The organism is Natronosalvus caseinilyticus (assembly GCF_017357105.1).
GTDB classification, from domain to species: Archaea; Halobacteriota; Halobacteria; order Halobacteriales; family Natrialbaceae; genus Natronosalvus; species Natronosalvus caseinilyticus.
Genome location: NZ_CP071596.1, coordinates 3,886,162 through 3,909,813, shown reverse-complemented (window position 1 = coordinate 3,909,813; position 23,652 = coordinate 3,886,162). Strand labels below are relative to the sequence as shown.

Annotated in this window: 23 protein-coding genes; 17 read left to right on the top strand and 6 right to left on the bottom strand. The window is 65.2% G+C overall.

Features of this window, described 5'->3' with window-relative positions:
• The first annotated feature begins 1 nt into the window (after position 1).
• Positions 2 to 973 carry an archaeosortase A gene (gene artA / locus J1N60_RS19010; RefSeq protein WP_312909531.1) on the top strand — a complete coding sequence of 324 codons (972 nt, stop codon included), beginning with the start codon at positions 2 to 4 and terminating at the stop codon, positions 971 to 973.
• A gap of 4 nt (positions 974 to 977) precedes the next feature.
• Complete coding sequence (locus J1N60_RS19005; protein WP_312909529.1) at positions 978 to 1,760, top strand: metallophosphoesterase; 783 nt, start codon at positions 978 to 980, stop codon at positions 1,758 to 1,760.
• A 28-nt stretch (positions 1,761 to 1,788) separates the two neighbouring features.
• On the opposite strand, the gene J1N60_RS19000 is transcribed toward J1N60_RS19005, so the two are convergent.
• On the bottom strand, positions 1,789 to 3,093 hold the full coding sequence (locus J1N60_RS19000) for an NAD(P)/FAD-dependent oxidoreductase (RefSeq protein ID WP_312909527.1): 1,305 nt from the start codon (positions 3,091 to 3,093) through the stop codon (positions 1,789 to 1,791).
• Between the two features lie 133 nt (positions 3,094 to 3,226).
• Here J1N60_RS19000 and J1N60_RS18995 point away from each other — a divergent pair, with 133 nt between their 5' ends.
• On the top strand, positions 3,227 to 4,420 hold the full coding sequence (locus J1N60_RS18995; RefSeq protein ID WP_312909526.1) for a threonine synthase: 1,194 nt from the start codon (positions 3,227 to 3,229) through the stop codon (positions 4,418 to 4,420).
• 530 nt (positions 4,421 to 4,950) lie between these two features.
• Here the strand turns inward: J1N60_RS18995 and ahbB are convergent.
• Both ahbB and J1N60_RS18985 read right to left on the bottom strand, forming a co-directional pair.
• Positions 4,951 to 6,021 carry a siroheme decarboxylase subunit beta gene (gene ahbB / locus J1N60_RS18990; protein WP_312909524.1) on the bottom strand — a complete coding sequence of 357 codons (1,071 nt, stop codon included), beginning with the start codon at positions 6,019 to 6,021 and terminating at the stop codon, positions 4,951 to 4,953.
• Positions 6,022 to 6,046: 25 nt separating this feature from the next.
• On the bottom strand, positions 6,047 to 6,898 hold the full coding sequence (locus J1N60_RS18985; protein WP_312909522.1) for a DUF5694 domain-containing protein: 852 nt from the start codon (positions 6,896 to 6,898) through the stop codon (positions 6,047 to 6,049).
• A gap of 109 nt (positions 6,899 to 7,007) precedes the next feature.
• Between J1N60_RS18985 and J1N60_RS18980 the strand changes: the two genes are divergently transcribed.
• The 9 genes from J1N60_RS18980 to J1N60_RS18940 all read left to right on the top strand — a co-directional run bounded on the left by J1N60_RS18980 (position 7,008) and on the right by J1N60_RS18940 (position 15,700).
• Positions 7,008 to 7,454: a pyridoxamine 5'-phosphate oxidase family protein gene (locus J1N60_RS18980; protein WP_312909521.1), complete on the top strand. Its 447-nt coding sequence runs from the start codon at positions 7,008 to 7,010 to the stop codon at positions 7,452 to 7,454.
• 103 nt (positions 7,455 to 7,557) lie between these two features.
• On the top strand, positions 7,558 to 8,622 hold the full coding sequence (locus tag J1N60_RS18975; protein WP_312909520.1) for an anthranilate phosphoribosyltransferase: 1,065 nt from the start codon (positions 7,558 to 7,560) through the stop codon (positions 8,620 to 8,622).
• A gap of 60 nt (positions 8,623 to 8,682) precedes the next feature.
• Positions 8,683 to 9,198, top strand: coding sequence for a peptidylprolyl isomerase (locus tag J1N60_RS18970; RefSeq protein ID WP_312909518.1), 516 nt, complete (start codon positions 8,683 to 8,685; stop codon positions 9,196 to 9,198).
• A gap of 74 nt (positions 9,199 to 9,272) precedes the next feature.
• Positions 9,273 to 9,653, top strand: a complete 381-nt coding sequence (locus J1N60_RS18965) for a ferredoxin (protein WP_312909517.1) — start codon at positions 9,273 to 9,275, stop codon at positions 9,651 to 9,653.
• 63 nt (positions 9,654 to 9,716) lie between these two features.
• Positions 9,717 to 10,853: a ComEC/Rec2 family competence protein gene (locus tag J1N60_RS18960; protein ID WP_312909515.1), complete on the top strand. Its 1,137-nt coding sequence runs from the start codon at positions 9,717 to 9,719 to the stop codon at positions 10,851 to 10,853.
• A complete protein-coding gene (locus tag J1N60_RS18955; RefSeq protein WP_312909513.1) occupies positions 10,850 to 11,251 on the top strand; it encodes a DUF3006 family protein in 402 nt (133 codons plus the stop codon). Before J1N60_RS18960 ends, J1N60_RS18955 begins: the two co-directional genes overlap by 4 nt.
• A gap of 202 nt (positions 11,252 to 11,453) precedes the next feature.
• Complete coding sequence (rdfA, locus tag J1N60_RS18950; protein ID WP_312909512.1) at positions 11,454 to 12,050, top strand: rod-determining factor RdfA; 597 nt, start codon at positions 11,454 to 11,456, stop codon at positions 12,048 to 12,050.
• 142 nt (positions 12,051 to 12,192) lie between these two features.
• Positions 12,193 to 14,139, top strand: coding sequence for an archaea-specific SMC-related protein (locus tag J1N60_RS18945; protein WP_312909511.1), 1,947 nt, complete (start codon positions 12,193 to 12,195; stop codon positions 14,137 to 14,139).
• Between the two features lie 286 nt (positions 14,140 to 14,425).
• The gene (locus J1N60_RS18940; RefSeq protein ID WP_312909509.1) at positions 14,426 to 15,700 is read left to right on the top strand and encodes a DNA double-strand break repair nuclease NurA; all 1,275 of its coding nucleotides are present in this window, start codon (positions 14,426 to 14,428) and stop codon (positions 15,698 to 15,700) included.
• 2 nt (positions 15,701 to 15,702) lie between these two features.
• On the opposite strand, the gene J1N60_RS18935 is transcribed toward J1N60_RS18940, so the two are convergent.
• Complete coding sequence (locus tag J1N60_RS18935) at positions 15,703 to 16,068, bottom strand: DUF7113 family protein (protein WP_312909507.1); 366 nt, start codon at positions 16,066 to 16,068, stop codon at positions 15,703 to 15,705.
• 370 nt (positions 16,069 to 16,438) lie between these two features.
• Between J1N60_RS18935 and J1N60_RS18930 the strand changes: the two genes are divergently transcribed.
• Genes J1N60_RS18930 through J1N60_RS18920 form a run of 3 tightly spaced genes read left to right on the top strand, consistent with a single transcriptional unit; the run spans position 16,439 to position 20,822 of the window.
• Positions 16,439 to 18,685 (top strand): bifunctional metallophosphatase/5'-nucleotidase, encoded by a 2,247-nt coding sequence (locus J1N60_RS18930; protein ID WP_312909506.1) that lies wholly within the window; start codon positions 16,439 to 16,441, stop codon positions 18,683 to 18,685.
• Between the two features lie 41 nt (positions 18,686 to 18,726).
• Complete coding sequence (locus J1N60_RS18925) at positions 18,727 to 19,974, top strand: DUF7350 domain-containing protein (protein ID WP_312909505.1); 1,248 nt, start codon at positions 18,727 to 18,729, stop codon at positions 19,972 to 19,974.
• Positions 19,971 to 20,822, top strand: a complete 852-nt coding sequence (locus J1N60_RS18920; protein WP_312909503.1) for a cohesin domain-containing protein — start codon at positions 19,971 to 19,973, stop codon at positions 20,820 to 20,822. The genes J1N60_RS18925 and J1N60_RS18920 overlap by 4 nt, the downstream gene beginning before the upstream one ends.
• A 94-nt stretch (positions 20,823 to 20,916) precedes the next feature.
• Here the strand turns inward: J1N60_RS18920 and J1N60_RS18915 are convergent, their stop codons facing one another.
• On the bottom strand, positions 20,917 to 21,717 hold the full coding sequence (locus J1N60_RS18915; protein ID WP_312909502.1) for an aldo/keto reductase: 801 nt from the start codon (positions 21,715 to 21,717) through the stop codon (positions 20,917 to 20,919).
• Positions 21,718 to 21,845: 128 nt separating this feature from the next.
• Between J1N60_RS18915 and J1N60_RS18910 the strand changes: the two genes are divergently transcribed.
• A complete protein-coding gene (locus tag J1N60_RS18910) occupies positions 21,846 to 22,247 on the top strand; it encodes a DUF3006 domain-containing protein (RefSeq protein ID WP_312909501.1) in 402 nt (133 codons plus the stop codon).
• A gap of 153 nt (positions 22,248 to 22,400) precedes the next feature.
• On the opposite strand, the gene J1N60_RS18905 is transcribed toward J1N60_RS18910, so the two are convergent.
• A complete protein-coding gene (locus J1N60_RS18905) occupies positions 22,401 to 23,192 on the bottom strand; it encodes a hypothetical protein (RefSeq protein WP_312909499.1) in 792 nt (263 codons plus the stop codon).
• Positions 23,193 to 23,308: 116 nt separating this feature from the next.
• Between J1N60_RS18905 and J1N60_RS18900 the strand changes: the two genes are divergently transcribed.
• Positions 23,309 to 23,608, top strand: a complete 300-nt coding sequence (locus J1N60_RS18900) for a DUF7553 family protein (RefSeq protein ID WP_312909498.1) — start codon at positions 23,309 to 23,311, stop codon at positions 23,606 to 23,608.
• Positions 23,609 to 23,652: the final 44 nt, after the last annotated feature.

The window sequence follows — 23,652 nt, the reverse complement described above, 5'->3', positions numbered from 1 at the left end:
AATGTCCTCCCCGCCCGTAACGGCCCTGCCAGCGGCCGTAGGGTCGTTCGGCGCCACCGACGCGCTGGCGTGGGTCGCGATCGGCGCCTTCGTTCTCGCACTTGCCCTCCAGTGGCAGGCCCACGAGGACGCCGCCCGCTACCTGGCTGCCGGTGCCTGGGTCGTCTTCGGCGTCTTCTGGCTGACGATGGTTCCCTACTACTACGGCGAGGCCCAGAGCCCGATTCAGACCATGTTGAGCCTCGCTGCCCTCCCGCTGTGTGCGTACACGGGGTATCTCCTGTACCGGGGCCGAACGTCCCTGTTCGTGCTCACGAAGGCGGTCGCCTTCATGGGAATCATCTACCTCCCGGTCGAGACGATTCCGTTCGCCCGGACCTGGCTCATCGAGACGACGGCCGCTCAGACCCACTACGGGATGGAACTGCTCGGCCACAGCCCGGGCCTCAACGAGGGTGCGAACGGCTACGAGAGTCGCTTCGACTTCGACCCCGACGAGACGGTGACGGGGCGAACGACCTACATCGTGCTCGCGTGTACCGGCATCGGGAGTATGGCGATCTTCGGCGGATTGATCGCCGCCGTGAAGGCGCCGCTCCGGCGAAAGGCCACCGCGTTCGCGCTCGCCATCGGCGTCATCTGGTTCCTGAACCTGATCCGAAACGTCTTCATCGGTCTCGCCTCGCCGTTCGGCTGGTTCCAGTACGACCCGCTGATCTACATTACGACGACGTACATGGGGTCGCCTGCCGACCGGACGTCGTTCCTCGTCGCCCACAACTTCGTCGCCCAGTCGCTGTCGATCGTCGCCCTCGTCGGGATCACCTACCTCGTGATCCGCATCCTCCCGGAGGTCGTGGAACCGCTCGAGGAGGCGCTGTTCGTCCTCACCGGGACCGAGTACGACCTCGCCGACGCCCTCGGCAAGCCCGACCCCGCGGGCGAGCAACTCACGCCCCCGAGCGACGATTGAGGCGATGGCCGGCACTTTTCCCGACTCCGCTCGAGTGGACGCCCCCGTCGAGTTCCTCGAGCGTGCCGTCTTCGTCCCGGGAGCCAACGCGCTCGTCCTCTCGGACCTCCACGTCGGGAAGGCGGCGGCTTCTCGGGTCGAGGCACCGATCGACGACGGCGGCGACGTGATCGACCGCCTCGAGCGCCTGCTCGGTCGCGTCGACGCCGAAACGGTCGTCGTCGCTGGCGACCTCCTGCACTCGTTTTCGACCGTACCCCGTGGGGCCGACTGGACCGTCACCCGCCTCGAGCGGGTCGTTGCCGAGGCCGGTAGCGAACTGGTGGTCACCCCCGGAAATCACGACAAGATGCTCGAGGCGGTCTACGACGGACACGCTCCCGACGCGTACGTGCTGGCCGACGGCGAGACGCTGGTCTGCCACGGGCACGAGCGGCCGGACCTCGAGACGTTCGACGCGAATCCCGAGAGCGACGATCATCAGGCACTCGAATCTTCGAGCCTCGAGCGAGTCGTCATTGGCCACGACCACCCGGCGCTCTCGGTCGGCGGACGGAAGCTTCCTTGCTTTCTCTATGCGCGCGACGTCTGGCGCGGACTCGACGTCTTGATGCTCCCGGCGTTCACCCGGAGCGCGTCGGGCGTGACGATCAACCGGGCCCGAGGAACCGACCTGCAGTCGCCCGTGATTTGCCCGCTCGACCCGTTCCATCCCGTGATTCGCGACGAGGCCGCCGACGAAACGCGCTGGTTTCCGCCGCTCGAGGCGTGTCGGCATCTGTTGTAGTTGCCGCTTTCGTCCCGCCCGGCGACTTTCACCCCTCGAGATCGACGCGAACCGCGAGCGCCGCTCGCCGCCCGCTCTCGAGCGCCCCCTGAATCGACGACCACCGGGTGTACTCGCCCGCCAGATAGCAGCGCCCGTTGGGAGCGCGCGGGCCCGGCAACTCGTCGTGGATGCCAGGTGGCTGGGCGAACTGGGCGAAGGGGATGCGTTCGGTGTGGACCGTCTCGAGGTCGTCGAATCGCCGATCGGGGTACCACGACTCGAGCGCCCGCCGGGTTCGACCGGCGAGCGCCTCGTCGTCGACGTCGTCTTCGAGCTGACCGAGGTAGGTCGCGCCTAGGAGCGTCGAGCCGTTGGGCGCGTAGGCGGGTGCGACCGCGCTGTGGGGAACGATCTGATTCGGCCCCGAACCGTCGTCGGCGTTGAGGAGCAATCGTTTGCCGGTCTCGAGGTCGGTCCATCCAGGAAGCGTGTAGTACTGGGTGACACAGCCCTTGCTGGTCGTGGGGATCGACTCGACGCCGGTCAGTTCTCGGGCCGTCGGCGGGTCGGTAGCGACGACCACAGCGTCGACGTCGACGGTTTCCTCGCGTCTGCGACCCGCTGGCTCGAGCGTACAGGTGGCACCGCCATCGGTCGCGTCGACGGCCGTCACGGTGGTGTCCGTTTCGATCGCCACCCCCTCGGATTCAGCGCTCGCGGCCAGTTGCTCTGGGATCCGTCCCATCCCCTTCGCGGGAACGGCGATCGATCCCGCCGCGAGGGCCCGGAAGGTGTACTCGAAGATTCGCTTCGAGGTCGAGAGGCTTCGATCGAGGGTAATCCCGCCGTAGAACGGGGCGGCGAAGTTGTCGATGAACCGATCCGAAAATCCTTGATCCCGCAGGTACTGGTCGATGGTCGCGTCGGGACCCTCGAAGATCTGGTCGGGATCTCGCCCGGCGAACTGGTGGCGGAGTCGGAGGATCCCCAGTTTGTCCGTGAGCGTGACGTCGGAGTTACACAGCGTCTCGGGTACCCCTTCAGGGTCGCGAAACGGATCCGAGAGCGTCGACCGACGACCGTCTCGAGCGATGACCGCGCCGGGGGCGAACTCGCGAAGGTCCAGGGCGGGAAGGTCGAGTTCCGCGCGGACGGCGGGGTAGGCGGTAAAGAGCACCTGGAAGCCGCGGTCGAGTCGGTAGCCGTCGCGTTCGGTCGTTCGAACGCGACCGCCGACGGCGCCGCGTCGCTCGTACAGCGTCACGTCGAAGCCGTCCCTCGCGAGCGTGCGTGCGGTGACGAGTCCTGCGAGGCCGCCGCCGACGACGACCACCGACGCCGTTCGTGTCATACGGGTTCGTTCGGTAGCGAGCTACTAAGCCGTCGTGCCTACGATCGACGACGGCGACCCCGGAATTCGACCGTTTCGTCCGGCGGTCCCGGGCGATGGACAGGGATTTGGTCTCGCCGTCACAAGGCTCGGTATGGACACCACGGACGCGTTCGTCGGCCTCGAGTGCATCGACTGCGGAGCGTCGTTCGACGCCGAAACCGGCACCCATCGCTGTCCCGACTGTGACGGCATCCTCGACCCGACCTACGACTACGACGCGGTCGACCTCGACCGGGAGACCCTCGAGGCTCGCCCGTTCGACTCGATGTGGCGCTACGAGGAACTGCTTCCCTTCACCCGCGAGTCGGCGGTGACGATGGACGAGGGCGCGACGCCGCTGGTCGACTGTGCGAAACTCGCCGACGAACTCGGCGTCGGGCGCGTCCTGATCAAAGACGAGGGTCGGAACCCGACGGGGACGTTCAAGGACCGCGGTCAGACGCTCGCGATGACGGCCGCGAACCAGCACGGCGCGACCGACGTCGCGTTGGCGTCTGCGGGAAACGCCGGTCAGTCTGCTGCGGCCTACGCCGGCCGCGCCGACATCGACTCGCACGTGTTCCTCCCGTCTCGAGCCGGGTTCACGACCAAGGCGATGGTGAACGTCCACGGCGGCGACATGACCGTCGTCGGCGGGCGAATCGGCGACGCAGGCGCGGCCTACGCGGACGCGATGGCCGAACACGACGACTGGTACTCGGTGAAGACGTTCGTGACGCCCTACCGCCACGAGGGCAAGAAGACGATGCTGTACGAGATCGCCGAGCAACTCGAGTGGGCGGTCCCCGACGCCATCGTCTACCCGACCGGCGGCGGCGTCGGCCTCGTGGGAATGTACAAGGCGGCCGAAGAGTTCCGCGACCTGGGGCTGATCGACGACGTGCCGGCGCTGTACGCCGCGCAGGCGACGGGCTGTCAGCCTATCGTCGAGGCCTTCGAGCAGGGTCGCGAGCGCCACGACCCCGTCGAGTATCCCGACACCATCTGCGGTGGCATCGAGATCCCCGACCCCGGCGCCAGCCCGTGGATCCTCGAGGCTCTGCGCGAAAGCGGTGGCGGCGCGGTCGCAACCGACGACGACGCGATCCTCGAGGCGGCCGTCGCCGTCGCCAAGGGCGAGGGCCTCGAGATGGCGCCGACCTGCGCGGCGGCGGCCAGCGGAGCCTGGGAGCTGGGCGAGCGTGGAGCGTTCGACGACGACGCGACGGTCGTGATCCTCAACACCGGAACTGGAAACAAGGACGCCGACGTGCTGCGCAGTCACCTGATGGGGCAGGGCGTTTGAACGTCACTCGAGGGTTCGATGAAAACGAAATCGTGATTCCCGACTTTGTTGAAATACTTTACAGGTAATATGAATTATCTGCTCAGAGGATGTATTCAGCAATCCGCCGCGCATTGTTCTACACTGGATATGCTGAACTGGCCGATAGGAAGAGCATGCGCATTTTTCGAAGGTAGCCTGTTTAATCTGGTCCAGTATTGCTCTCTACCTCGGTCCCGTAACCTTCCCTCATCCATTTTAGAAGGTATTTCGCTGCAAGACCAAGGAACGCAAGCAGGAATAGTGCAGGCACGAGAAAAACTTCTAACCCACCGGGGATTGCCATAGTTCTTCGAAGAGATGACGGCTAATTAATCTATGGTGTGGAACATGTGTTCCGTCTCTACCACTCCAGCACCCCTCCAGTTGACGGACAGCAAGTGGCCGATTCGCGCTCTCTATTTAGCACGACTGCCTAAATATGTCATCGACTGAGGATTTTGACAACGCCTACTCCCCTAAATTACGATTTCTGGAACCGAGTAACTCCCTCAGGACGTCTCGACTAACGCCTCGTACTGCGCTCCCGTCTGTTTCAACGTCTCCGTCGAGTACAGACGCTCGTGGGTGACCGGCAGGTACTCCCCGGCGAGTTCGTCGATCTTGGCATCCACCGCCGACTGATCCCGCCCGTGGATCATCGTGAACAGGTTGTAAGGCCACTCGAGGTCGGGTCGCCGCGGTCGGTGGTAACACAGGGTCACGTAGGGCAGCGAACCGGCGCGCTCGCCCCACTCGTCTAGCCGGTCGTCGGGGACGTCCCAGACGACCATGCAGTTGGCGTCGAAGCCGGTGACGACGTGGTTGACGATGCAGCCGATGCGCTTGATGCAGCCCTCGTCCTGCAGCCGTTCGACCGCTTCGAGCACCTCCTTGACGGGGACCTCGCGGTCGAGGTCGACCGCGAGTTCGTCTGCGATATCACCGTAGGGCGTCCTCGAGAGCGGGAACCCGTCCTGGATCGCGAGCAAGAGCGAGGCGTCGAACGCCGAGAGGTCGCCCGCGGCGTCCTCGCTGATACGAGTAGCGGAGGCGTCGGTGCCGTCCTCGAGGCTCTCCCGCGCAAAACTGTCCGCGTTCACCACGGGGAACTCGAGGTCGATGTAGTAGTCCGTTAGCATCGGGAGCACTAACACAGTGCAGCCGGTCCGCTCCTCGATTTCCTCGAGGATGCGGTCCCGTGTCTCCCGGGAGCCGGCGGTGACGACGAACCACATGTTCCACTCGTGGTCGCGGGCGTAGTTGTGATTGACCTGTTGGTAGCCGTTGATCACCTCGGCAATTTCGTCGAATCGATTCTCGGGCGCCTTGACGGCCGCGAGCGTCGACGACCCGATCACGGGCGGGTTGAGGACGGCGCCGAAGCGACGGAAGATGCCGGCCTCACGTAGTCGTCGGACGCGCTCGAGGGCCTCGTCCTCGTCGATCTCGAGGGCGTCGCCGACGACGCGGAAGGGGCGCTCGGCGATCGGAAACCCGCTCTGGTAGCCGTCGATAATGGCGGCGTCCGTCTCGTCGATCGTCTCGCGCCAGTCGTCCGCGGCCGATCGAGTGGAACTCATTGGTCGGAGTAAGGACGACCCGCACCTATCGCTTTCGGGTTTCTCGAGTGTGGGTTGGGAGGTACTCGAGTGGCGACACTGGACAGAACATCGGTGCTTCCTCGAACAGATGACGGAGGACGCGGACGTGGCCGTTCCCGACGATGAAGAGGAGTCGCTCGTCGCCTGCGTTCAGCGTCCGCCAACAGTGATGCACCATTCGCAGATTCCGATCGTACCAGTTTACCAGCGCGAGCGGCGAGCCGAACCCATCACCCGTCGAGCGGATGCCGCTGTCGAACATGTGATCGTGGTTGAACCGAAGCTGTGACTCGTGATTGAGCCACGCAAGATAGGCGGGAATCGTGTTCTCGGCGAGCTGTCGTCCCCACTGATCGACGACTGCGTCGGGTGACGGTAGTTCGGTCGCCGTTTTCCGGTCGCTCTCGACCGCCCGTTCCCAGAAGGGGTCGTCCGCGTATCGCGATCGATCAGGGTGTTCATCGACCGCGCGAACCCGATCGTGACCGAGCGCGTCCGCGAGGCGAAACCCGATCTGGACGACCTCACTTCGACACTCGGTCGTCGTGCCATCACGCATCGAATGCGGTGAGGAAAATCGTTCTTCACGATCGTACTGGCGCTCCCCGATTCGGTACTCGTCGTACCGTTCGTTCACGGCCTCAATGCTGTCGAAGGGACGCTCGAGCGCAATCCCGTCGGGTTGCCAGTCGGAGAGTCGCTCGACCAGCGCTCGCAACTCGGCCTGCCGAGTGGGTGTGAGGACGTCGTCGGCATCGATATTCACCGAATCGAGCCCAGGGTTGTCCATGTGGTAGCTCCCGAGTATCATCACCTCGACCTGGTGTGACTCGGGCGTCGGCCACGGTGTTATCATACCCCTACTAGATAGACGACATTCATATGTCTGCTGACTTTTCCGATTCGAGACAATCCGATTCTGGAGCCACGCGGGAATTATCCCTGCTGAGCGCAAATAGGAGATCATGTCTCGCATCGAAGTTGCCGAACTCGAGGAGGCCGAACGGACGTCGGTACTCGGCACCGGCGGTACGGGCGTGCTGTCGTTTTCGATCGAGGGTGACGAACCGCCACGTACCGTCCTAGTCTCGTACGGCTACGATCCCGTCGAGTCGACCTTTTACTTCCGGCTGGCGACCTCACCAGAGCACCCACCCGAGACGCTCGACGGCCACGCCGTCTCGTTCGTCACCTACGACGCCGACGACGAGTGGTGGAGCGTCGTCGCGAAGGGCCGCCTCGAGGACATCGAACGCGAGGACGTCGGGACCGACGCCCTCGAGGGCCTCGACCGCGTCGAGATACCGCTGATCGACATCTTCGGGACTCATCCCCGAGAGATTGATTTCGCGTTCTGCCGCCTCGAGCCGACGGCGTTCACGGGTCGCCGGGTGTTGAGCACGGCGCCGTGAGCGGTTCCGGGCCGTTCTGCTGTCAGCATTTTCGGTCGGCCACCACGCTACCTCGACCGGACCAAACGGGAGGTTTTTCCCCGCCCCATCCCAACCTCGAGCCATGGCCCAGGCTACCCAGGACTTCGGCGAGTGGCCGCTGAAACGCCTGATGACCGAAATCGTCGGCTCAGGTCCCAAATCCGCCGACGACATGACCCGCGAGCAGGCTCGAGAGGCGTTCCGCCGGATTCTCGCCGACGAACCCGACTCGACCACGCTGGGGGCGTTCTGGCTGGCGAATCGCTGGAAGAAGAACACACCCGAGGAACTGGCAGCCTTCACCGACGTCATGCGCGAGGAGAGCGTCGTGACGGCCGAACCCGACTGCGACCCCGTCGACTGCGGGGCGAACTACGACGGCAAGCACACTACGGCCGTCCTCGGCGTGGCCGCCGGTATCGTCGCCGCCGCCGCCGGCACCCCGGTCGTGACTCACTCCGGCGACCGCGTCCCCACCCAGAAGGCGACGGCGTACAAACACGTCCTCGACGAACTGGGCGTCCGGACGAAGCTCGAGCCCGACGAGTCGGCCGAGATGGTCGACGAAACCGGCTTCGGCTTCTACTACCAGCCGACCTTCAACCCCGGCATCCACGCGCTGTACGACCGACGCGACCAGATGGGCGTTCGCACGTTCGTCAACACCATCGAGACCGTCGCCAACCCGGCCAACGCCGACGTCCACCTCGGCTCGTTCTACCACCTGGCGTTCGCGAAGAAGACGTGCGACCTGGTCGCCGAGAGCGAGGCGCTCGAATTCTCCCACGTCGTCATGTTCCAGGGAATGGAGGGCTACGACGACATCCGCCCCGGGTACACGAAAGTCGCCGACTGGCGAGCCGGCGAGTTCGACGACTTCGAAATCGAAACCGCCGAGTACGGCATGGAGATGGAGAACGACGACCTCGCCGTCGACGACGTCGACGCCGACTCCGCGGCGATCACCGAAGAGGTTCTCGCCGGCGAGCGCGACGACCACTTCGCCGACGCCGTCGCGCTCAACGCCGCGTTCCGGATGTTCGCCCGCGACGACGTCGAGGACCTCGAGGACGGCCTCGAGCGCGCCCGCGCAGTCGTCGAGGACGGGAGCGCGGCGGCGGTGCTCGAGGACCTGCGCGCGTTCTGACCCTCGACATCTCGAGTCGAGACCACCACTGTTTTCACCACGCCCCTCGTCGGCCGTGGTATGGCAAATCCAACAGCGACGCTTCACACGAGCGAGGGCGACATCACCGTCGAACTGTTCGAAGAGCGAGCGCCTCGAACGGTCGGGAACTTCATCGGCCTCGCGACGGGCGAGCGCGAGTGGACCGACCCGGAGACCGACGAGCGCGTCACCGACGAACCGCTGTACGACGACGTCCCCTTCCACCGCGTTATCGAGGGGTTCATGATCCAGGGTGGCGACCCGACCGGCACCGGCCGCGGCGGCCCCGGCTACACCTTCGACGACGAGTTCCACGACGATCTCACCCACGACAGCCCCGGCACCCTCTCGATGTCCAACGCCGGCCCGAACACGAACGGCTCGCAGTTCTTCATCACCCTCGACGCAACGCCACACCTCGACGGCCGTCACTCCGTTTTCGGCGAAGTGACCGACGGGATGGACGTCGTCCGTGAGATCGGTTCCGTGGAAACCGATGGGAACGACAAACCAAAACGCGACATCGTTCTCGAGTCGGTGTCCGTCGATCGGTAGGATCGATCGCGGGAGGTCTATCGCACCCCCACGAAACCGTAACGCGAAAGACCGTCGCCTCCCGAGGTGACGATATGAGCGACGGACGCGAAGAGACCGCTGAAACCGACGGGGCCAATGGAAGCGACGATCGCCCACGCCCCAGCGACGTCGGCTCGAGCGACGGGCCGCCAATCGAGGACAAGCCCTACAAGATCATCTTTGAGGCGAACAGGTGCTTCGGCGCGGGCAAGTGCGCCGAGGTGAGCGACAACTGGGAGATGGACCTCCAGACGGGCCTCGCGAGGGCGAACTCGTACTTCATCGGCGAGAACGACCTCGAGGACAACGTCCGTGCGGCCGAGGTCTGCCCGGCGAAGAAAGACCAGGGCTGTATCCACGTGATCGATCGGCGGACGGACGAGGAGATCGCGCCGAATCCACACGGCGACGGCACGCTGAGCGTCGACTGGTAGTCACCACGGAACCGTCGTACGGTGACGACAAGGTCCATATGCGTTCGAATCGAAGGGTGACGCGTGCGACCCGCTCGTCTCCTGCTTTTGATGCTCGTCGCCGTCGTGCTCGTTACCGGCGGCTGTCTCGACTTCGGGACGTCGACGGGTCCTCGAGACGTCGATGGTGGAGACGGTGACGACGGCGACGAACTCGGCGATGGTGGCGATACTGACGACAGTGATGACACTGACGACGGCGACGACCACTCCAACGACGGCGAAACGGAGCGGAATGCGGGCACACTCGAGATCCACCACATCGACGTGGGACAGGCCGACGCGACCCTGCTGATCGAGCCCTCGGGGGAGACGATGCTCGTCGACAGCGGCGACTGGCGAGACGACGGCGAGTCGGTCATCGCCTACCTCGAGGAGCAGGGAATCGACCGCGTCGACCACCTCGTCGCGACCCACGCCCACGCCGATCACATCGGCGGCCACGCCGCGGTGATCGAGCACGTCGAGACGAACGGCGACGGCGTCGGCGCCGTCTACGACTCCGGCGTCGTCTCGACGAGCCAGACCTACGAGCGCTACCTGGACGCCGTGGAGGAACACGATGTGAAACTCCTAGCGGTTCGAGAAGGAGACGCCGTCGACTTCGGCGAGGCGAAAATCGAGTTCTACAACCCGCCTGCCGAGGGCCCGGACGACGAGGACGGGCTCAACGACAACAGCATCGTCTTGACGGTGACCTACGGCGACGTCTCTTACCTGACGACCGGCGACGCCGAACGCGCGGTCGAGTCGCGCCTGGTCGAGCGCCACGGCAACGACCTCGAGGCGGAGATTTATCAGGCGGGTCACCACGGGTCGTCGACCAGCTCGTCGTCAGCGCTTCTCGACGTGGTCGATCCCGACGTGACGGTCGTCTCGGCTCCCCTCGAGAGCCAGTACGGCCACCCGCACGACGAGGTGCTCGCGGCCTTCGGCGAACGTGGAGTCGAGACGTACTGGACGGGCGTCCACGGACACGTGGTCGTCACCACGGACGGTGAGTCGGTCGCGGTCCAGGCGGAGCGGTCGGGACCGACAAACGGGTACGTACTCCTCGAGGAGTTCTCGAGCGAGGAGGAAGCGACCGAGGAAACGAGGGAAACCGAGCGATTGCCGCGACGCGTAACCGGATTCCCGACGGAGGCGATATCACTCCCATGACCACCTCGACTGTCACCGCCGTGCTCGACCGTATCGTCGACGATTCGGCCGCCGTAGTGCTGCTCGAGACCGCTATCGACGGCGAAGACGACGAGGCCGGGAATGACGAAGCCAACGAAAACAGTAGTGGAAAAGAAGACGAAATCGACAGTGGCGAAACCGGCGATGGCGAAGCCGATGAAGCCGACACCGAAGACCCGGTGGAACGCCAACAGCTCGAGCTCGACCTCGAGTCACTCCCCGAGGACGGTCGCCACGAAGGGGCTGTCTTCGAAGTCGTTCTCGAGGACGGAGCCGTTCGCGAGATGCGGTATCGACCCGACGAGGAGGCCGACCGCCGCGATCGACTGCAGGATCGTTTCAATCGACTCTCCGACCGTCTTCCGGATCGGGACTAACTGTCAGCAATCGCCTCGTTCGACGCTCGTCTCTCCTTTTTCACACGTCTCCGCCTGGAAAGCTCCTGATTTCGGCCCACGATCTCGTTGACCACATCTAAGCCACGCGACTTCGCCGACCACGCCCCAGCCGATACTTTCACGTACCGGACACACCCATACCCGGTAATGATCGACCGACTCGTCCGGAGGCAGAGAACGTATGCCGACTAAAGTCGCACGTCTGCTCGAGACCTACGACCTCGAGAGCCTCGGACTCGAACTCGAGCAGCGCTGGCTCGGAAAGGGATACGAACGAGAGAGCCTTCGCAAGTTGGCGAGACGGTTCAACGAACGGCTCCTCGGCGAGCGGATGACTCGCGCCGGTCTATCGCCGCTCGACGGCGAGGTCGAGAACACGTATCGTCTCCTCACCGACGACGACGTGAGCGCCGGGATGCGAACCCAGGCCGAACGCGAACTCGAGCGGGCCGGCATCGACGTCGACGCGCTCCGGCGCGAGTTCGTCTCTCATCAGGCGATCCACACCTACCTGACGAGCGACCGGGAACTCGAGGGGCCCTCCAGCCAGACGACTCCAGAGGACCGCCTCGAGCGGGATGCGGCGTCCATCCAGCGACTCTCGAGTCGGTTGACCGCGGTCACGGAGGACACGGTCAAGCGATATCGGGAGACGGACCTCCTCGAGAGCGGCTCCGTATCGGTGCTCGTCGACGTAAACGTCCTCTGTGAGGAGTGCGGAGAGCAGTACGACGTTGCGACGTTCCTCGAGCGCGGCGGCTGTCGCTGTCGCGAGTGATCGGCCGGTTCCTCACGTATAACCAGTCTGCTCGGGTGACCAGCCCGCTCGAGTGACCAGGGTCCAGAGCCAACGGCCGCTGACCGTCCGAAGCGAGCGAGAGACGATGGCATATAAATACGTGGTGCCCCAAGTGACGCCAATGAGCGCAGGCGAAACGACTGGACAGCCACGAGTGTCCGTCGAAAACATCGGCGGAATCGACTCGACGACGGTAGAACTGACGACAGGCGTGAACGTCCTCACGGGCCGAAACGCGACGAACCGAACCTCCTTCCTTCGATCGATCATGGGCGCACTCGGGAGCGACCGCGTCTCCCTCAAGGCGGACGCCGACCACGGCTCGGTGACGCTCGAGCTCGAGGGCGAAACCTACGAACGCCACTTCGAACGGCGAGAAGGGGGAATCGTCAGTTCGGGCGACCCCTATCTCGAGGATCCGACGCTGGCGAACCTCTTCGCGTTCTTGCTCGAATCGAACACCGCACGGCAGGCCGTCAGCCAAAAGGACGACCTCCGCGAGGTCATCATGCGGCCGGTCGACGTCGAGGAGATCGAGGCCGAAATCTCCCAGGCCGAAGCGGACAAACGACGCCTCGACGACGAAATCGACCGCCTCACGTCGCTCAAATCGTCGCTTCCCTCGCTCGAGGAACGTCGCCAGTCGCTCCGAAAGGAGATCGAGGAGACAGAGGCCGAACTCGAGGAACGACGCGCGGACCTCGAAGCCTCGCGCGCGGACGAATCCGAAACCGACGACGACGAACTCGAGGCCAAACTCGACGAACTCCAGTCGGCGCGAAACGACTTAGAGGACGTCCAGTTCCAGCGCGAGACCGAACAACAGAGCATCGAAACCCTCGAGTCCGAACTCGAGGAGATGCGCGAGGAACTCGAGGAACTTCCCGACGGCTTCGAAACGGATCCCGACGCACTCGAGCAGGAACTCGAGACGCTTCGCGACCAGCGGTCGACGCTCGACTCGAGCACGAACCAGTTGCAGAGCATCATCCAGTTCAACGAGGAGATGCTCGAGGGGACGAACCAGCGAATCACGCAGGCGCTGCAGGGTGAACAGTCCGAGACCGACGGTGGGGCAGTGACCGAACAGTTGCTCGCAGACGACACGGCTATCTGCTGGACGTGCGGGTCCACGGTCGAAACCGACCAGATCGAGTCGACGATCGAGCGCCTTCGCTCCCTTCGGCAGGAGCACGTCCAGGAACGCAACGAACTCCGGCGTCAGATCGACGACCGGAAATCGACGCTGCGAGAGGCACAGGAGACGAACCAGCGCCGACAGACGTTGACGCAGCGAATCGAGAGCACGGAGAACGAACTCGAGCAACGGCGCGACCGGCTCGAGACGCTCGACGAGCGCGAGGGCGAACTCCAGGAGCGCATCGACGACCTGGAGACGACGGTCGACGAACTCGAGGAGGAGAGCGAGAGCGAAACACTCGATCACCAGAAGGAGGTGACCGAACTCGAGTTCCGTCTGAATCGGCTCGAGGACGACCTCGCGGACGTCGAAGACGAGATCGAGGAAGCCGAGACCGAGATCGGCCGTATCGACGACCTGCGAGCACAGCGAGAGCGGGCGTCCGAACGACTCACCGACCTCCGGACTCGAATCGATCGCATCGAGCGGGAGTCGGTCGAGGCGTTCAACGACCACATGGCCTCGGTGCTCGACGTCCTCGAGTACGAGAACCTCGAGCGTATCTGGATCGAGCGAACCGAGCGCACGGTCAAGGAGGGACGACGGCGCGTCGACCGCCCGGTCTTCGAGTTACACATCGTCCGTCAGGCGGACGACGGACGGACGTACGAGGACACCATCGATCACCTGAGCGAGAGCGAGCGTGAGGTGACGGGGCTCGTGTTCGCGCTGGCTGGCTACCTCGTCCACGAGGTGTACGACGAGGTGCCGTTCATGCTGCTGGACTCGCTCGAGGCCATCGACTCGAACCGGATCGCCCGACTCGTCGATTACTTCAGCGAGTACGCGGAGACGCTCGTGACGGCGTTGCTTCCGGAGGATGCGGCCGCCTTAGACGAGGAGTACACGCGGATCACGTCGATCTAGCTCGGTCGAGATTCGGCGTCACGCTTCGACGGACGTCGCGTCCGATGGTATTCAGACCGGTGTCGTCGACAGTGATCGGTCGTGGCTCGAGCGTTACACGGATAGGTGTGTAACATACGGACTGGCGAGCACTGCCGTTCCCTCCAAAACACGGTGACCGACCTCTCTAGTACCGTTCATAGCTGTTTCGTTGACACGCTCTGGACCGCTGAAATCCCCACTGTCGATGCGGCTACTCGCGCGAGCGACCACTGGCTTTTTGCTGATTGCCTCGGTGGACTCGAGCATGACACTCGATCCGGTCCACTTCGACGGCATCGCGCGACTCGCGCGACGGATCGATCACGGGGCCGACGAGCGCGACCATCGAGCGCTCGCCGAGACGGTCTGGGCGGACTTTCTCGACCCGCTGATCGACGGCGACGGCCGATTCGTCCTCGAGCCACTCGATTCTGTCTCGAAACACCTCGTCGACCGGGAGGCCATCGCCCTCTGTGATCGGCCGTTCGCGACCGAACACGGCCTGGACGCCGGAACGATCAACCCGACGGTGTTCAAGAACGGCCTCGTGATCGACATCGCCCAGGCGGCGATGAGTGCGACGCCCTCCTCGCTCGACCTCCACCGCTCGCGGACGATGGTCGCGACGGTCCACTCGAGCGATCAGACGGCTCACGTCGACGAGACGTGGGACGAGTTCGACGACGGCTACAGTCGCTCGCGGGCAATCAAGGTCCAGCAGCGACTGCCGCGGTTCGCCGAGGGCATCGTCCACGCGCTGGCGCTCTACCTCGCCGAGAGCGAGCACGCCCTCGCTCACGCCGCGGACGTCTCGGACCTGCTGATCCTCGACGGGCCGCTCTACCCGCGGGGGCTCCTCCGGTGGTCGGACCAGCACCCGGACCTCGCAACGTTCCTCGAGGAGAACGCCCGGCCGAAACAGGTCGTCCAGAACTACGTTCGACTGGTCGAGACGTTCCTCGAGCAGGACGTCCCGCTCGTTGGATTCGTCAAGAACCCGGCGACGCGGGCGATCACCCGCGCAGTCCAGTCGAAGGACATCGAAGCGCCGTGGGGCGACGACGGGACGTTCTTCACTCGAATCCTCGAGCGCGGCGAGTACGTCTCGGACGTCGACGGTGAGCGCTGGGAACGCGACACCGAGACCCTGACCTACACCGGCTGGTTCCGTTCGCGAGGTGGCGTCGACAGACCCCTCTCGCCCGAGGGCAACGCACTCGGCGTCGACAGGAAACTCGACCTGGAGGCCTACGAGGTGACCTTCTTCGTGATCTACGACCCGCGGGACGACCTGGTCTACCGGGTGGAAGCGCCGTACGGAGTCGTTCGCGACGAGGATCACCGAGAACGACTCACCCGGCAGTTGCTCCAGGACGTGGCCGTCGCGGGCGGGCCGCCACAGACCATCGAGAAGGCGGACGAACTCGCCAGGATCAGCGCGTCCGAGAAGCGCTCGCTTCGGGAGGCGCTCGAGGCGCAGTTCGAGACGGTCGAGCGGCGAACGTACGACGACAAGCGGTGGGGGGAGGAGTTCGCCTGAAGTTAGGTCGCGTCTCCTTCGAGCACGTCGGCGGCGTCGAGTTCGTCCTTCTCGATCTCGAGGTCGACGGCCTCGCGGTCGATGCCGATGCGGGCGAACTGGGTCTGGATGTGCTCGGTCGCGGCCTCGAGCGCCTGTTCGCGGGTGTCGAATCCGCGTGGCATCGGCGACTCGAAGGCGATGTGTACCTCGCGGCCGTCGACGAGCTGGGGGGTGCCGCCGCTATCGACCTCGTAGAACTCGTCGCAGATCCAGACGTACGGGGCGCCTTCGTCCGGCGCACCGCGGAACGAAGGGGCCTGCTCGCCCCGCTCGTACAGCGTCCCGGTGAGTTCGGTCCCGCCGGCACGGCCGCGTATGAGGAGCATACCAAACGGTAGGGTATCGAAACGGAAAAACCGGGTGGTTGCAAGATGGCCTCGAGCGGCCGTCTCGAGGAAACATTCGGAAAATCAGTATCGTCTCCGATTCGTGACAACCGGGAATCTATGGTAGTTTACTTTCGCCCTGACGGGGTTCGTTCGGCTCGAGGGGTGGGTTCGATGTTGCTCCTGATGAAGGGGCGTTCCGTCGAACAGCTGAACCTCCTTACTATACTAATTATAGTATTGAGAATGCGATCAGGCGCTTGAGTCTGTCAGTACACGCCCCTCGTTCTCCGGAGCGCTCCCGACGGCGATTGAGGCGTCGTGATGAAAATTGGAAAGGTATTAGTTACCCGTTTCGAAGGTTGCATCCATGGCGAAACACCCACGGCGAAAGAACAGTTTGCCGTCCGAACTCGATTCTTCAGTCGACCGAAGCCGTCGTCGCTTTCTCGGGGCGACCGCCGGCGCCTCGCTCGCCGCGCTCGCCCCCGCCAGTGCGAGCGTCGCGGCGAGCGGCGAGACGGTGACGATCGTCCACGACACGCACTTCCACGGACGGTTTCGCAACGCACAGGAGTACGACCTCAACATCGCTCGCTACTACACCGTCATCGAGGACGTCCTGGACGACGCCGATAACTCGCTCTTCCTGGGCAACGGCGACGACATCGCCCCCTCGATGCTCGGCCTCGAGTACGAGGGCGAGCACATGATCGAGGCGCTCAACTACATGGACATCGACGCGGTGGGCGTCGGTAACCACGAGTACGACTTCGGGGCCGACGTCGCGACGACACGCTTCGAGGAGAGCGAGTTCCCGTGGCTCGTCGCGAACCTGCTCGACGACGCCGGCGACCCGGTGCCGGGGACCGAGCGCTGGACCACGCTCGAGGCGGGCGGGCTTACGGTCGGCGTCTTCGGCCTGGTCTCGACAAACTTCCACTCGCTGACGGACTACCCGGCGGAGTGGCAGGTGCTCGGCTACGTCGAGGGCGCTCAGGAGGCCGTCGACGCCCTGCGAGCGGACGGGGCCGACGTCGTCGTCTGTGCCTCCCACGTCAGCACGGGCGTCCACGACACGCTGGCCGCGGAGGTCGACGGACTGGACGCTATCGTCGGGTCGCACTCGGGCATCGTGTTCGACGAACCCGCGGTCGTCGACGGGACGGTCGTCAGCGAGTTCGGCGACGAGTTCGCCCACGTCGGGTCGATCACGCTCGACGCCGACGGCGACCTCGTCGACTGGCGGCGAGTCGATCTGATCCCCGAGAACTGGAGTCCGACCGACGCGGTCGACGAGTACGAGCAGATCACGGCCCGCGAGACGGCCGATATCGAGGAAGACCCCACCCTCACCGACATCTCCGAGCGGTGGCAGGGGGAACTCGACGAGCGCCTCGGTCAGCCGTTCTTCGAGAGCGAGACGGACCTCAACGGCACGTTCGACAACTACGCGATCGAAACCGGCTTCGGGAACCTCATCACCGACGCGATGGCGACCATCGGCGAGACTGCGGACATCGAGGTCGACGTCGCCGTCCAGAACGGCGGCGGTATCCGCGGCGGCTACTACGAGGGCGGGCCGATCACCGGGGCGCAGGTTATGGAGACCCTCCCGTTCCCGAACGAGATCGAGGTCGTCGAGATCACCGGTCAGCAACTCGTCGACTACCTCGAGAGCGAGGTTCGCCCGCACCCGAGCGAGGACTACGGCACGCAGCCGGCGATCCAGGTCTCGGGCGTCTCCTACGAGTGGTGGGGCCACGACGACGAGACGTGGATCGACAACGTGTTCGTCGGCGGCGAACCGGTCGATCTCGGGGCGACCTACTATATGGCGAACAACGACTACGTCGTCGGCAACGACCCAATTTTGAGCGAGGCCGAGACCGTCCTCGAGTCGGGCCAGTTCCAGGGACCGTACGTGCTCGACGTTCTCGAGGAGTGGGGGACCGTGGCTCCCGAGCGCGAAAACCGGATGATCCGGGTCGACGAGGACGTCGGCGCGGGATCGGTCGCACGCGAAGACGGCGAAATCACGATCACCGTTCCCTTCCCGGCGGGCGGCACCGCCGTCGTCGAGGACTCCTTCCGGGCCGTGATCCGCACCGGCGACGACCTCGCGGCCGAGTCCGTCGCCGAGGACGGCGAAACCGTCGAGGTCGCCTTCGACGCCGAGGCGCTGTGTAAACTCGCCTCGAGCGTCGAGAACCCCGTCCTGCGGGTCTTCGGCGGCTACGATCCGGACGAGGAGTACTGGGGATACGGCTTCGAGTTGCCCACCTCGAGCGGCTACGACTACTTCAAACTGAAGTCGAGCGTCGACGCAGCAGCCGTACTCGAGACGGGCGAGGGTACGGACGGTCAGGACGACGACGATCAAGACGGTGAGGGACAGAACGGGGATCAGAACGGCGAGGATCAGAACGGAGACCAGGACCAGGACGACGAGCAGGAGAACGACGACGTCGTCGACGAGGATACCGACGAGAGAAACGAAGAGGAGGACGGTATGCCCGGATTCGGTCCGTTCGCCGCCCTCGTCGGCGGAGCGGGTGGAACCTACCTCTACTCCCGTGCACGCGGCGCGAACGACGAGGGACCCGACCTGGCCTGAAGGACAAACCGTAAATTGCTCTCCGCCTAACTCCATTACAGATGCGCGGAACGTCCCCGCTTTCGCGACGCCGCCTCCTCCAGCGAGCGACCGTCGGAGCCGGTACACTCGCGGTCGCCGGCTGTCTCGAGCGCGGTGCGGACGACACCCCGGAATCGAACGGAGACGACGAGCCGAACCAGTCGAACGACTCCGACGACTCCGACGACCTGCTCGCGTTCCCCGAAATCGAGAACCCACCGGACGCGGTGTACCGCCCGACTCACCGCGAGCGCATGCGGATGCTCGAGCCCGTCGACGCCGGCGACTACCGCGTCGCCGGAATGGTCACCTATCCACACCCGTTCTGGCTCGTCGACGGGAGCGACGTCGAGCAAGTCGAACCCGACCGCGACGACGTCCACCTGATGGTCACCGCCTGGGATCGGGAGACCGGTCAGGTGGTTCCCGTCGACTCGAGCCCCGTCCTCGAGCTCTCCCGGAACGGCGAGTTCGTCCGCGAGGTTCGCCCGTGGCTCATGCTCTCCCAGCAGATGGGCTTTCACTTCGGGGACAACCTCTCCCTCGAAGGCGACGGTACCTATCGCGTCGAGGGCCGATTGAGCCCGGTCTCGATCCGCAAAACTGGCGCGTTCGCGGATCGACTCGAGGAAGCGGTCTCGTTCGAGTTCGCGTTCGACTTCGACGACGACCTTCGCCGACTCGCGACCGAGGTCGAGTACTTCCCCGAGGACGAGTGGGGCGAGCGTGGGGCGCTCGAGCCGATGGGCCACGGAGACGGCGGAAGCGACGGTGGCGACGATGCCGATCACGAAGGTGAAGACGGCGACAGCGACCACGACGACCACGGATCCGCTCACGACGGCCACGTCATCCCGTACTCGAGTGCACCGCCAGCGACGGACCTTCCCGGAACCCTTCAGGACTCGCTCGAGAGCGGTGACGCCGTCTTCGAGATCACGATCCTCAAACCGGGTTCCAGGTTCGTCGACGCCGATCCCGAGGCGGGCGCCGACGATCGGTATCTCGCCGTCTCCCCACGGACGCCATACAATCACTGCGTCCTCCCGCTGATGGGCCTCGAGGTGACCGTCGACGGCGACTCCAGGCGACTGACCGAAACCCTCGACCACGAACTCGGCCTCCACTACGGGACGGCGCTGGCGACCGATTCGAACGAGGCCACCCTCGAACTCGACGTACGAACGCCACCACAGGTCTCGAGACACCGGGGCTACGAGACGGCCTTCCTCGAGATGCCATCTGTGTCGACGGTGATATCGCTATGACCGGGCGACGGCTCCTCGTCACGGTGCTCGCGCTGGCACTGGTGACGTCCGGCGTCGTCATAGCCGGTTTCGGGGTCGGAACCGTCGGCGCCGGCGACGCCGTCGCCACCATCTCGCCGACGCCCTACGAGGTCGAGGCCCAGCCCGGCGAGGAGATCGAGATCGACGTCGTCATGCGCAGCCAGGGCGCCCACGGCGAGGGCGTCGCCTCCTACGAGTTGATCGCCCAGTACCACCCTGACTACCTCGAGGTCACGGACGTCGAGGCCGGCGACTGGCTCGAACAGGGCGAGGAAACCGAGATCCGCGAGGAACGGGTGATCGCCAACGAGGTCGGAACGGCGATCCTCGAACAGCGGCGCGATCCGGCGGCCGGCGGGGCGACGGGGCAGGCTCGCGTCGCCACGATCACTCTCGAGGTCTCGGAAGACGCACCGGCGGCACAGACGACGCTCTCCTTTGGCAACTCCGAAGTCTACCTCGAGCGCGAGTTCCCGCTCGCGGTTCACGACCGGGAGGTGACGATCTCGATCGATGACGGCGAGGAACCGCACGAGCCGTTCGACCACCCCGATCCGCAGGACCGCGATGCGCTCGAGGCGATGGCGGACGATTCGACCGGAGAAAACGACACCGCCGGTGCTGGAGACGATCCGGACTCGAGCGACGGGGACGACTCCAGCGACGAGCCGGATGAGGATGCCTCGGGATCGGTGGACGAATCGGATAGCGACGAGCCACGCGATGCGGACGACGCCGATTCGGTTCCCGGGTTCACGGCCGTCTCCCTGCTCGTCGTGCTTCTCGCGCTTGCCGGATACCGCCGGTTCCACGACGGGGAGAAATAGCGACGTCTCGAGTCGAATTCACTGACGCTCGAGCAGTCGTCGACACCGAATCGCTCGAGCGATTACCGACGTCGATTCCTCGAACAGTCCTCGATCAGCGATTCCACGCCGCCGCATCCGGATCGACCAGTCGGTCGCCACGGTCGAACTCGGCGATGCGATCCAGTTCGTCGTCGCTCAACTCGAGGTCGAGCGCCGCGTAGTTCTCCTCGACGTGGTCGCCGGTCGCCTTCGGGATAGGGACCACGCCCTCGCGAGCGTAGTGCCAGGCGAGCGTCACCTGGACGGGCGTGGCGTCGTGGGCGTCGGCGATCGCCTCGAGCGTGTCGTTCCCGGCGACGTCGCCCTTCGCGATTGGGCAGTAGGCCACGGTCGTCACGTCGTGTTCGCGTCCGTACTCGACCAGGTCGTCCTGCTGGAGGAACGGGTGCAGTTCGACCTGGTTGGCCAGGATTGGCGACTCGAGAATCTCGCGGGCCTCCTCGAGCAACTCGACCGTGAAGTTGCTTACGCCGACGTTGTGCGTCAGCCCGCGCTCGCGAACCTCGTCCATCGCGGGCAGCGTCTCCTCGGGGTCGTAGGCGTCGGTCGGCCAGTGGACGTACAGCAGGTCGACCGTATCGACGCCGAGTCGCTCGAGGCTCTCCTCGGTCGTCTCGAGGATGTCGTCGTGTGCGAGGTTCGATGGATGGACCTTCGTCGCCAGAAATACGTCCTCGCGGTCGACGTCGCTTCGCTCGAGCGCGGCCCCGACTGCGGCCTCGTTGTCGTACATCTGGGCGGTGTCGACGTGGCGGTAGCCGGCCTCGAGCGCTCGCACGACGTTTTCGGTGCAGGTCTCGCCCTCGTGACCCGACGTTCCGAAGCCAGGTTGTGGGACGGGTGTCTCGCTCATACGGGGCCGGACGAGCGCCGAGTACTCGAGTGTCGGGGAAGCGGCAAGTGGTCGGCCGTCCCTCGAGTCGGTTTCGCGCCTCCGTCGTGCGCCTCGAGTTTATATACGATCGGGCGGCCAGACCGTCCATGGCTCGACAGCCCACTCGAACTCGCCGTACCGTCCTCGGAACGACCGTCGGCCTCGCCACGGGCGCTACTGCGGTAAGCGTTAGCGGAAGCGGCTCTGACGCACCGTCTCGGGACGGGACCACCGAGGCTTCAGAATCACGCGCTCGGTCTACGGCTCCCGCCTCGGGCTCGGGACTCCCGTTCGAAACGTTCGTCGGGACCGTCGACCGAATCGTCGACGGCGAACACGTCGTCATCCTGCTCGAGGAGGGCGGGCGAACCGTCGATCAGCTCGTCGTTCCCCGTGATCGACTCCCGGACGTCGAGGAGCGCGAGCGACTCGTCGTCCTCGTTCGCGACGGGGACCTCGCCGCGGCCTGGCCGCTTCCCGAGCGTCTCGACCCCCGCTCGAGGGAGTAATCACGAGTGCTGATTCCGGCAGGGCTCGCCAGGGTATCTCGACAGCGAAGTCCCAGGCACGACGTCTCGAGCGGACCGATTCGCCGTTCGCTCGCCGTCGCCTGAGTCGAACGTGCGCCGTGCGCGAGAGCCGAAGCTAGAGGAGTCGAGACGTCACTCCTCTCGCTCGACGTTGTCATTCGCATCGCCGCCACCGACATCGTCCTCGTCGTCACCTGCCTGCGGCGCGTCCGGATCGGTCTCGTCCTGGCGCATCGCGTCGTCCGCGTCGGCTTCGTCCTCGCTGTCTTCGTCCGCGTCGGCTCTGCTCGAGTCGTCGCCGTCCAGGGCACCGGGTCTCGGTCCACCGGTTTCGGGGTCGACCTCGCTATCGATCGACATCGTCGGTTGTGCCTGTTCGGCCGACGGGCCGGTCGCTTCGCTCGCTTCGTCCGCGATTTCGGTATCCGAGAGGTCCGCCTCCTCGGCGTCGTCATCGTCAAGACGTGGATCGCCCTCTGACGGCGCCTCTTCGGCCGATTCGTCGTCGACGGCCGGCTCGAGCGAGGACGTCTCGTCGTCTTGCCAGTCGAACTCTTCGCTCGAGGCATCGAGCCCGGTTTCGCGACCCTGGTCTTCCCGCTGTGCTGCTGCGTGAGCCTCGTCCGACGTGGACTTGTCCGATTCCCCGGTGCTCGCGCGACGTCTCTTGACGCCGGTACCGACGGCTGCCATGCCGATGGCGGCCGGGATGATACCACGCACTCGACCCCGTCGAATCGATCGAAGGCCTCGCCAGAGGACCACGGCGCCGGTTGCCATCGCGAGCGACCCGTCGCTCGCGCCCCGTTTGGCCAGTGACAGCGCCCGATCGATCGTCGACCCGCCGTCGAGCGGCGCGTCCGACTCGAGGGCTCGTTCGGTCAGATCGCCCGTCTGATTTCCGCCGTCTCCTGTGTCGACCATTGGATCGGGAGCTACACCGTCGATGCAAGTGAATCTTAGCCCGGCATACCAATCCACGCTCGATGCCGTCGCTCGCCGGCCGACGATTGTTGAGGACGGCGCCCGATACCGGAGACGTGACCGCCGAAACGTCACACCTCGAGCGCGCTCGCGAGCACCTTCGACGCGCGAGCGACGCCGCCGACCGAACCGTCCAGGAGCAGGCCGATTCGATTCAGGAGGGGCTAGATGAGGAACTCGAGGGCCACCGCACGCAGGACGAACCCGGACCGAAGACCGACCGGATCGCCGAACTCATCGAAAAACTCGACGGCCTCGAGTCCGAGGCGTCGGGCGAGGCCGGCGAGCGGCTCGCTCGTGCCCGGGAGGCCTGCGTCGAGTACCAGAAGTCACAGGCCCAGGACGACGAGACGTAGCACCCGGGGCGCGGTCGCCGCTCCCGACTTCGCCGACCTCGTCC